The 10,627-nt window shown below is 71.3% G+C and carries 5 protein-coding genes; 2 read left to right on the plus strand and 3 right to left on the minus strand.

Annotation, left to right across the window (positions count from 1 at the left end; all coding sequences use genetic code 11):
- Nucleotides 1-135: 135 nt before the first annotated feature.
- Nucleotides 136-1,869: a maltose alpha-D-glucosyltransferase gene (treS, locus tag K6I34_RS05230; RefSeq protein WP_229322879.1), complete on the minus strand. Its 1,734-nt coding sequence runs from the start codon at nt 1,867-1,869 to the stop codon at nt 136-138.
- Complete coding sequence (locus K6I34_RS05235; protein ID WP_229322880.1) at nt 1,866-3,860, minus strand: alpha-1,4-glucan--maltose-1-phosphate maltosyltransferase; 1,995 nt, start codon at nt 3,858-3,860, stop codon at nt 1,866-1,868. Before K6I34_RS05235 ends, treS begins: the two co-directional genes overlap by 4 nt.
- A 698-nt stretch (nt 3,861-4,558) precedes the next feature.
- Between K6I34_RS05235 and glgP the strand changes: the two genes are divergently transcribed.
- Nucleotides 4,559-7,186 (plus strand): alpha-glucan family phosphorylase, encoded by a 2,628-nt coding sequence (gene glgP, locus K6I34_RS05240; protein WP_229322881.1) that lies wholly within the window; start codon nt 4,559-4,561, stop codon nt 7,184-7,186.
- Between the two features lie 130 nt (nt 7,187-7,316).
- Nucleotides 7,317-7,898, plus strand: a complete 582-nt coding sequence (locus K6I34_RS05245; RefSeq protein ID WP_229322882.1) for a hypothetical protein — start codon at nt 7,317-7,319, stop codon at nt 7,896-7,898.
- An 87-nt stretch (nt 7,899-7,985) separates the two neighbouring features.
- Here K6I34_RS05245 and K6I34_RS05250 read toward each other — a convergent pair whose 3' ends face one another.
- On the minus strand, nt 7,986-10,268 hold the full coding sequence (locus K6I34_RS05250; protein WP_229322883.1) for a M4 family metallopeptidase: 2,283 nt from the start codon (nt 10,266-10,268) through the stop codon (nt 7,986-7,988).
- Nucleotides 10,269-10,627: the final 359 nt, after the last annotated feature.

The raw sequence follows: 10,627 nt of genomic DNA on the forward strand, positions 1-10,627 counted from the left end.
CGAGGCGCCCCGGGGGACGGGGCGTGCCGTGCGGCCCGCTCGTACGTAGTAGGGAGCGTGCCCAGGGTTCGCAGGGGGAAACCGCCCGGACGCGGCCTTGGCGACACGGGGCGACGGGCCGCGCCCGGGCCGGGGTCAGTGTCCCGGCGGGGGCGGCGCGCTCTTGCGCAGCCGGAACCAGTAGAACCCGTGCCCGGCCAGCGTGAGCAGGTAGGGCAGCTCGCCGATCGCGGGGAAGCGCACCCCGCCGATGAGCTCCACGGGGTGCCTGCCGTTGAAGGCCCGCAGATCCAGCTCGGTCGGCTGTGCGAAGCGCGAGAAATTGTTCACGCACAGGACCAGGTCGTCGTCCCGCTGCCCCGGCATCCGCACTTCGCGCAGGAAGGCCAGCACCGCGGGGTTGCTGGAGGACAGCTCGGTGTACGTGCCGAGGCCGAAGGCCGGGTTCTGCTTGCGGATCTCGATCATCCGGCGGGTCCAGTGCAGCAGCGAGGAGGGGCTGCTCATGGCCGCCTCCACGTTGGTGACCTGGTAGCCGTAGACCGGGTCCATGATGGTCGGCAGGTAGAGCCGCCCGGGGTCGCAGGAGGAGAAGCCGGCGTTGCGGTCCGGCGTCCACTGCATGGGCGTGCGCACCCCGTCGCGGTCGCCGAGCCAGATGTTGTCGCCCATGCCGATCTCGTCGCCGTAGTAGAGGATCGGCGAGCCGGGCAGGGAGAGCAGGAGCGCCGTGAAGAGCTCGATCTGGTTGCGGTCGTTGTCGAGCAGCGGCGCGAGGCGGCGCCGGATGCCGATGTTGGCGCGCATCCGCGGGTCCTTGGCGTACTCCGCGTACATGTAGTCGCGCTCTTCGTCGGTGACCATCTCGAGCGTGAGCTCGTCGTGGTTGCGCAGGAAGATGCCCCACTGGCAGCGCTCGGGGATGGCCGGGGTCTTGGCCAGGATCTCCGAGACGGGGTAGCGGGACTCCCGGCGCACGGCCATGAAGATGCGCGGCATCACGGGGAAGTGGAACGCCATATGGCACTCGTCGCCCCCGTTCTCGAAGCTGCCGAAGTAGTCGACGACGTCCTCGGGCCACTGGTTGGCCTCGGCGAGCAGCACCGTGTCGGGGTAGTGGGCGTCGATCTCGGTCCGCACCCGCTGGAGGAACTCGTGGGACCGGGGGAGGTTCTCGCAGTTGGTGCCCTCCTCGGCGAAGAGGTACGGCACGGCGTCGAGCCGGAAGCCGTCGATGCCGAGGTCGAGCCAGAACCGCAGGGCGGCGATGATCTCCTCCTGCACGGCCGGATTCTCGTAGTTGAGGTCCGGCTGGTGGGAGAAGAAGCGGTGCCAGTAGTACTGCTTGCGCACCGGGTCGAAGGTCCAGTTGGAGGACTCGGTGTCGACGAAGATGATGCGCGCGCCCTGGTACTGCTTGTCGTCGTCGGCCCACATGTAGTAGTCGCCGTAGGGCCCTTCGGGGTCCGAGCGGGACTGCTGGAACCACTCGTGCTGGTCGCTCGTATGGTTCATGACAAAGTCGATGATGACGCGCATGCCCCGCTGGTGGGCCGCGTCCACGAACTCCACGAAGTCGGCGAGGTCACCGAACTCGGGCAGGACCGCGGTGTAGTCCGAGACGTCGTAGCCGCCGTCGCGCAGCGGCGAGGCGAAGAACGGGGGCAGCCAGAGGCAGTCCACGCCCAGCCACTGCAGATAGTCCAGCTTGGCCGTCAGACCCTTGAGGTCGCCGATGCCGTCGCCGTCGCTGTCCTGGAACGACCGGACCAGCACCTCGTAGAACACGGCGCGCTTGAACCAGTCGGGATCGCGATCCTTGGCGGGAGTGTCCTCGAAGGTGTCGGGGACGGGCTCGTTGACGATCATGGTGTGGGTGACCCTCCGATCGGTGAGGACGGTCGCAGGGAGAACACGTGCGCGGGCGCGATGGAACGGCCCGGCTCCAGGCGCACATAGTTGTCCCTGCCCCAGTGATAGGTCTCTCCGGTGAGCTCGTCGCGCACCGGGACGGACTCATGCCATGCGAGGCCGAGTTCCGGCATGTTCAACGAGACCGTCGCCTCCTGGGTGTGGTGGGGGTCGAGGTTGACGACCGTCAGGACGCACGAGTCGCCCACCCGCTTGGAATACGCGACGACCGCCTCGTTGTCGGCGTCGTGGAAGCGCACGTTGCGCAGCCTGCGGAGCGCGGGCTGCCGCCGCCGCAGCCGGTTGAGGACGGTGAGCAGCGGAGCGATGCTGCGGCCCTCGCGCTCGGCCGCGGCCCAGTCCCGGGGCCGCAGCTGATACTTCTCGGAGTCCAGATACTCCTCGCTGCCCGCCCGCAGCGGGGTGTTCTCGCACAGCTCGTAACCGGCGTAGACACCCCACGAGGGGGCCAGCGTCGCGGCGAGCACGGCCCGGATCTCGAACGCCGCGCGGCCGCCTTCCTGGAGATAGGCGTGCAGGATGTCGGGGGTGTTCACGAAGAAGTTCGGCCGCATGCACGCGGCCGCCTCCCCGGCCAGCTCGTTGACATAGCCGACGAGCTCCCCCTTGGTGTTGCGCCAGGTGAAATAGGTGTAGGACTGCTGGAAGCCGACCGCCCCCAGGGTCCGCATCATCGCGGGCCGGGTGAACGCCTCGGCGAGGAACACCACGTCCGGATCGGTACGGCCGATCTCGGCGACGACCTTCTCCCAGAAGGCCACCGGCTTGGTGTGCGGATTGTCGACCCGGAAGATGCGCACGCCGTGCGCCATCCACAGGCGCAGCACCCGCAGCGTCTCCCGGACGATGCCGTCGAAGTCCTCGTCGAAGGAGAGCGGATAGATGTCCTGGTACTTCTTCGGCGGGTTCTCGGCGTACGCGATCGAGCCGTCCGCGCGGTGGCGGAACCACTCCGGGTGCTTGCCCACCCACGGGTGCTCGGGCGAGCACTGGAGCGCGAAGTCCAGCGCCACCTCCATGCGCAGCTCCCGGGCCCTCGCCACGAAGTGGTCGAAGTCCTCGAAGGTGCCGAGGTCCGGGTGGAGCGCGTCGTGCCCGCCGTCCGCCGAGCCGATCGCCCACGGGCTGCCCACGTCGTACGGGCCCGCGGTCAGGCTGTTGTTGGGGCCCTTGCGGAAGGAGGTGCCGATGGGGTGGACGGGCGGCAGATAGACCACGTCGAAGCCCATCGCCGCGATCGCCGGGAGCCGCTGCGCCGCCGTGCGCAGGGTGCCGCTCACCGGCGGCCTGCCCTCCGTGACCCGGGCGCCCTCCGAGCGCGGGAACATCTCGTACCACGAGCCGAACAGCGCCCGCTCCCGCTCGACCAGCACCGGCACCTGGCGGCTGCAGCCGACCAGTTCGCGCAGCGGGTACGTGGCCAGCGCCGCGGTGACCTCGGGCGCGAGCGCGGCGGCGAGCCGGGCCTCGGCATCGCGGGCGCGGTCCCGCAGGGCGTCGACGGCGGCCAGCACGGCCTCGCGGCCCTCGTTCTTGGGCACCCCGGCGGCCGCGCGCTCCAGCAGTTGCGCGCCCTCCTCCAGGACCAGGTCGTGCTCCATCCCGGCCGGGATCTTGATCCGGGCCGCGTGCCGCCAGGTCTCCACCGGGTCGCCCCACGCCTCCACCGCGTACGTCCAGCGGCCCTCGACGTCCGGGGTGACCTCGGCGCCCCAGCGGTCCGTGCCCGGCCGGAGCTCGCGCATCGGCGTCCACGGGCCGCACCGGCCGGCCGGTCCGCGCAGCACCACGTTGGCGCCGAGCGCCTCATGGCCCTCGCGGAACACCGTGGCCGTCACCTGGAAGGTCTCGCCGACCACCGCCTTGACCGGTCTGCGGCCGCAGTCCACGAGCGGTCCGAGGTCCAGGACGGGAATGCGACCGATCATGGGATCACCTGGGAATTCGAGAAAACGGCAGCGGATTCAAAAGGGATGCGGGCGGTGCTTTCTTTCTATCGGCTCGGCCCCTTGCCTTCCGGGTGCGGGCATGGCTCCTCCCCGCCGCTTTCACCCGGGTGGGTGCGGGCAGGGAACCTACCGGACGTCTGTGGGGCGAAGCCGTCGGACGAAAGGGCGGACACGGGGAGTTCACTGCGTACCGATGGAGCTTTCCCACCGGCACCTGGCGAGCATGCCCGCCCCGCGAGAACTACCGGTGCGTAGTTTCTTCCCGGGTTTCTTCCCGGGATTCCCGGCGTTCCCGTGGCACCGAGCGGCGAGGGCGGCCAGCACTCCGTCACCCTTACGAAGTCTCCCCGTTGGGCCGATCGTGTGCAATGCGCCGCGAGGGGAGAGGGGGCGGCTCGGCGGGGCGGCCGGGCGCACTCGGCGGCGGTGCGCGGCCCTCGCGCCGTCCGCGCGCCGGAGGGCCCGTTATGCGCGTGACGTAGGCCGTTCTCATACGGATGCGGCAGGTGACCGGCCATGACCGGACGTGGCGCGTACGGCGGGAGCCCTCAACTCGGCAGGTATATCTGTGCATCCGGCCGATGCCGCGCACGTGCGCCCCGCCTGCTTCCGACGGCGCCCCGGAGTTGACCCCAACACGCGCGATCCGGGGCCGCCGCGGCGCTACCGTCGTGACGGTGAAGGCCATTCGTCGATTCAGTGTGCGCCCCGTCCTTCCGGAGTCCCTACGACCGCTCAGCGAGCTGGCGCGCAATCTGCGCTGGTCCTGGCACCCCGAGACCCGGGAGCTCTTCCAGGCCGTCGACCCCGAGGGCTGGCAGGCCGCGGCCGGTGACCCGCTGCGGCTGCTCGGCAGCGTCTCCGCCGCGCGGCTGGCCGCCCTCGCCGAGGACCGCCGCTTCCGTCGCCGCCTCACCGCGGCCGCCGACGACCTGCACGACTATCTCACCGGCCGCCGCTGGTACCAGGAACAGCCCGAAGGACTGCCGGCCGCCGTCGCCTACTTCTCACCCGAGTTCGGCATCACCGCCGCCCTCCCGCAGTACAGCGGCGGCCTCGGCATCCTCGCGGGCGACCACCTGAAGTCCGCCAGCGACCTCGGCGTCCCGCTCGTCGGCGTCGGACTGCTCTACCGTCACGGCTACTTCCGGCAGTCCCTCTCCCGCGAGGGCTGGCAGCAGGAGCACTACCCCCTGCTCGACCCCAACGAGCTCCCGCTCTCCCTCCTCCGCGAGGCCGACGGCACCCCCAGCCGCGTCTGTCTCGCCCTGCCCGGCGGCCGCAGCCTGCTCGCCTACATCTGGCAGGCCCGCGTCGGCCGCGTCCCGCTGCTCCTCCTCGACTCCGACGTCGACGAGAACGCCCCCGGCGAGCGCGACGTCACCGACCGGCTCTACGGGGGAGGCGGCGAGCACCGGCTGCTCCAGGAGATGCTCCTGGGCATCGGCGGCGTGCGCGCCGTCCGCACCTACTGCCGCCTCACCGGTCACCCGGAGCCCGAGGTCTTCCACACCAACGAGGGCCACGCCGGTTTCCTCGGCCTCGAACGCATCCGCGAACTCTCCGAGCGGGGCGTCGACTTCGACGCCGCCCTGGAGAGCGTGCGCGCGGGCGCCGTCTTCACCACCCACACCCCCGTCCCCGCGGGCATCGACCGCTTCGACCGCGAGCTCGTCGCCCGCCACTTCGGCCCCGGCGGCGAACTCCCCGGCATCGACGTCGGACGCGTCCTCGAACTCGGCATGGAGAGCTACCCCGGCGGCGAGCCCAACCTCTTCAACATGGCCGTCATGGGCCTGCGCCTGGCCCAGCGCGCCAACGGCGTCTCCACCCTCCACGGCCAGGTCAGCCGCCAGATGTTCGCCGGCCTGTGGCCCGGCTTCGACGCCGACGAGGTGCCCATCACCTCCGTCACCAACGGCGTCCACGCCCCCACCTGGGTCGCCCCCGAGGTGCTCGGTCTCGGCGTCCGGCAGATCGGCGCGGGCCGCGCCGAGGACGCCCTGGCCGTCGGCGGCTCCCCGCGCTGGGACGCCGTCGCCGACATCCCCGACGCCGACATCTGGGAGCTCCGCCGCACCCTGCGCGAACAGCTCGTCGAGGAGGTGCGGCACCGGCTGCGCGCCTCCTGGCGCGCGCGCGGCGCGGGCACCGCCGAACTCGGCTGGATCGACGGCGTCCTCGACCCCGGGATCCTCACCATCGGCTTCGCCCGCCGCGTCCCCTCGTACAAGCGCCTCACCCTCATGCTCCGCGACCGCGACCGGCTCATGAGGCTGCTGCTGCACCCCGAGCGGCCCGTCCAGATCGTCGTCGCCGGCAAGGCCCACCCCGCCGACGACAGCGGCAAACGCCTCGTGCAGGAGCTCGTGCGGTTCACCGACGACCCGCGCGTGCGCCACCGCATTGTCTTCCTGCCCGACTACGGCATGGCGATGGCGCAGAAGCTCTACCCCGGCTGCGACGTCTGGCTCAACAACCCGCTGCGCCCCCTGGAGGCCTGTGGCACCTCCGGCATGAAGGCCGCGCTCAACGGCTGTCTCAACCTGTCCGTCCTGGACGGCTGGTGGGACGAGTGGTACGAGCCGGACTTCGGCTGGGCCATCCCCACCGCCGACGGCGCCGCCACCGACGAGGACCGCCGCGACGACCTGGAGGCCACGGCCCTCTACCGGCTGCTGGAGGAGCGGGTCGCGCCCCGCTTCTACGACCGGGCCGCGGGCGGCCTGCCCGGCCGCTGGATCGAGATGGTCCGCCACACCCTCACCACCTTGGGGCCGAAGGTTCTCGCGGGGCGCATGGTGCGGGAGTATGTGGAGCGGCTGTACGGGCCCGCCGCCGAGGCACAGCGGGCCCTGGGCCCGGAGACGGCGGCCGAGTTGGCCGCCTGGAAGCGACGGGTGCGGGACGCCTGGCCCGGCGTCGCGGTCGACCACGTCGAGGCGGTCTCCGACACCGCGCTCAACGGCACGGCGGAGCTGGGCTCCACGATGTCCCTGCGGGTGAGCGTCTCGCTCGGCTCGCTGTCGCCCTCCGACGTCGAGGTGCAGGTCGTCACCGGGCGCGTCGACCCGGCGGACCGGCTGAGCCGGACGTCCACGTTCCCCCTGAAAGCCACCGGCGGCCCCGGCCTCGACGGCCGCCGCCTCTACGAGGGCCCGCTGACCCTCGACCGCACGGGCCCGTTCGGCTACACCGTGCGCATCCTGCCCGCGCACCGGCTGCTGGCGAGCGGCGCGGAGATGGGCCTGGTCACCCTGCCGCCGGAGACGGCGGTGGAGGGGGCCGGGGTGCTGCTGAGGTGACCCGCCGCCGGTGCCGGCGGTGTCGGCGGTGACCCGCCGACGCTGACGTGTGGCCTGTTCCCTACCGTGGGCCGGTGATCCGTTTCCGGGTCCGTGAAGGTCCGCGAAGGTCCGCGAGGGGGACAGGCACATGGGCGGCAGGAGCAGACAGCGGCGCAGGAGGCAGAGCGGGCGGGGCGCGGCGCAGCCCGGGCCGCCCGCCCGCCGGAAGTGGTACGTCGGGCAGCGCCTCGCGGGGGCCTGCGTCCTCGTGCTGGCCGTCACCTGCGGCGCGTTCTCCGTTCCCGGCCTGCCGCGCAGCTTCGGGCTCGTCGGCACCACCGGCACGCTGACCGTCCAGTGGTGCGGAACGGAAGGCTTCGGCAGGAGCTCCCACACGGTGTGCCACGGACCGTTCCGTTCCGACGACGGCAGGACCACCGACCCCCTGGCGAGCATCGAGACGGAGTACACGAGGGGCCACCGCGTGCCGGTGACGAAGAGCGGGGGCGCGTACTACTCCGTGACGCCCTCGGCCTGGTTCGGCTGGCTCGCGGGGATCTTCGCGGCCGCGCTCTTCCTCTGCCTGGGGGTGCCGATGGCGCTGTTCGGCACGCTCACGGACCGCAGGCCCCGGGCGTCCTGGATCGTGGCACGCGGCGCGACGGTCCTGTTGCCCGCGATGCTGGTGTGCCTGGCCGTGTCCTTCGTCCTGGACGTGGCGTTCTCCTGACCCGGGCCCCGTACAGGTGAGACGCCGCCCGGGGGAGTCGGCTCACCCCGGGCGGCGTCTGATCATGGGTCGTTCAGTTCAGGTCGCTCAGAAGCTGAGCTTCCAGCTCTGGATCGTGCCGGAGTCGCCCGCGTAGAGGTCCTGCACCTTGAGCTTCCAGGTGCCGGTCGCGTTCGAGGCCGACGCGTCGACCGTGTACGTGTCCTTCACGTCCGCCGCGGAGTCCCAGGCGTCGGAGTCCTTGAGCCGCCACGTCTTCCCGTCCGGGGCCACCAGGTCGATCTGGAGGTCGCCGCGGTAGGTGTGCGTGATGTTGACGGTGACCTTCAGCGCCGAGGAGCCGCTGCCGCTGCGGGTCACGACGATCGGCGAGGTGACCGGGTCACCGGCGTCGGGGATCGCCACCGGGGTGGTGTTCTCGAAGACGCTGCCGCCGTCCGAGGCGTTCACCGTCCACTTGAAGGTCGCGGTGCCGGTCTTGCCCGCGGAGTCCTTCACCGTCACGGTCACCGTGCTCGTGCCGGTGGTGGTCGGGGTGCCGGAGACGAGGCCGTTCGTGGAGTTGATCGACAGACCGGCGGGCAGCCCGCTCGCCGCGTACGTCAGCGCGCCGGAGTTCGAGCTCGTCGCCTTGATCTGGAGCTGGACCGCGGTGTTGACGATGCTCGTCTGGTCACCGGGGGACGTGACCGAGACCCCGGTCGAGACCCGGCTGCCGACGTTGACGGCCGCCCACGCGTTGGCCGCGTTGTTGTACGTCTCGCTGCCGACGCCGAACAGCTCGCCGGCCGCCCACAGCGTCGCATCCCGCGCGCCCGCGTAGTTGGTGTTGGACTGCATGCGCTGGGTCAGCGCCTTGTACCAGATCTTCGCGGCGTTGTCCCGGCCGATGCCGGTGACCGGCAGCCCGTCGGAGGTCGGGCTGTCGTAGTGCACGCCGTTGATGTCCTTCGGGCCGCTGCCCTCGGACGCGAGGTAGAACCAGTGGTTGGCCGGGCCCGACGAGTAGTGCACGTCGACGCCGCCGATGCCGGAGTACCACGCGTCCTTGGAACGGCCGTCCCGGCTGGGCTTGTCCTGGTAGCGCAGCGGGGTGCCGTTGCCGTTGATGTCGATCTTCTCGCCGATGAGGTAGTCGCCCGGGTCGCTCGGGTTGTTCGCCCAGAACTCCACGGCGGTGGCCATGATGTCGGACGTGCCCTCGTTCAGCCCGCCGGACTCCCCGCTGTAGGTGAGGTTGGCGGTGGCGGAGGTGACGCCGTGCGTCATCTCGTGCGCGGCGACGTCGATCGCGGTGAGCGGCTTGGCGTTGCCGGAGCCGTCGCCGTACGTCATGCAGAAGCAGCTGTCGTCCCAGAACGCGTTGACATAGCTGTTGCCGTAGTGGACCCGGCTGTACGCGCCCTGGCCGTCGCCGCGGATGCCGCTGCGCCCGTGCACGTTCTTGTAGTAGTCCCAGGTGAGCGCGGCACCGTAGTGCGCGTCGGCGCCCGCCGTGGCCGGGTCGCTGTTGGAGCCGTTGCCCCAGACGTCGGTGCTGTTGGTGTACAGCGAGCCGGTGCCCGAGGAGCCGTGGTTCAGGTTGTACGTCTTGTGGCCGCCGCGCGTCGCGTCGTTGAGCGTGTACGAGCCGCCGGACTGCGTCGTGCCGAGCTGGACCTGGCCGCTGTACTGGGTGTTGCCGGTGCCGGTCTTGATGCCCTGGTACTCGAAGAGCTTCTTGCCGGTCTTCGCGTCGGTGACGACGTGCAGCTGGTTGGGCGTGCCGTCCTCCTGGAGGCCGCCGACGACCGTCTCGTACGCGAGGACGGGCGTGCCGTTCGCCGCCCAGATCACCTTGCGCGGGGCCCGGTCGGCCTTGGTGGCCTTGGAGCCCTTGTCGTTCGCGGCCTTGACCGCGGCCTTCTCGGCGGCGGAGGCGGCGAGCCCCGGCGTGGTGGTGGCCACCGCGACCCTGGCCTTGGTCGCCTTGGCGACGCTCTTGACGGTGCCACCCTTGGTCGTGTCGACCACCAGGTCGCCGCCGAGCACCGGCAGTCCGTCGTAGGTGCGCTCGTAGCGGGTGTGGGCGGCACCGTTGACGTCCTTGACGACGTCCTTGACGACCAGCTGCTCCTTGGCGCCGAGCCCCAGGGCCCTGGCGGTCTGCGCCTTGGTCGCGTTGGCCTCGCGCATCAGCTCCGCGCGCTGCGAGGGGGAGAGCTTGGCGGGCAGGGCGCCGGGGTCGGCCTTGGCGACGACCTTCCGGCCTTCGGGGGCGCGCTCGGACTTCGCGCTGGCGGCACCGGTCTGGGCGCCGACCGCGAGCACGGCGGTGACGGCGACGATCGCGCCGGTGGCGACTGCGCGCCGATGGGGGGTGGGTCTCACACTGACTCCTTCTGCGAACGGTCACTCGGTGGGCAGAGCGAGGCAGAACACGAACGTGTGGGGACTGGGAGAACCGAGGGAACTGGGAAACGAGGAGAACTGGAAGAGCGAGGAGAACCGGGAGAACAAGGGGAACTGCGGGGCCCGTTGGGGCGGGCCCGTACCGACGAGCGCGGGAACGACGACCGGCCGCCGATGCCGTGGGGGGAGGCCGTGCGTCGGTGGAGGGAAGAGTGCCACCGCACCCGCGCACATGTCAGGAGCGCGACAACAAGTTGGCCTGATTGCGTCCGTTGACGAAAGAGCCGGGTCCGCATAGCGGTACGGGCCGGTGGGGCCGGTGGCCTGGAGTGCGGGGG

Source organism: Streptomyces sp. UNOC14_S4 (assembly GCF_020740835.1).
Classification (GTDB): domain Bacteria; phylum Actinomycetota; class Actinomycetes; order Streptomycetales; family Streptomycetaceae; genus Streptomyces.

Coding starts and splice junctions, on each gene's coding strand:
- K6I34_RS05235 (WP_229322880.1), bottom strand. CDS start 3,860: ATGATCGGTCGCATTCCCGTCCTGGACCTCGGACCGCTCGTGGACTGC.
- treS (WP_229322879.1), bottom strand. CDS start 1,869: ATGATCGTCAACGAGCCCGTCCCCGACACCTTCGAGGACACTCCCGCC.
- K6I34_RS05245 (WP_229322882.1), top strand. CDS start 7,317: ATGGGCGGCAGGAGCAGACAGCGGCGCAGGAGGCAGAGCGGGCGGGGC.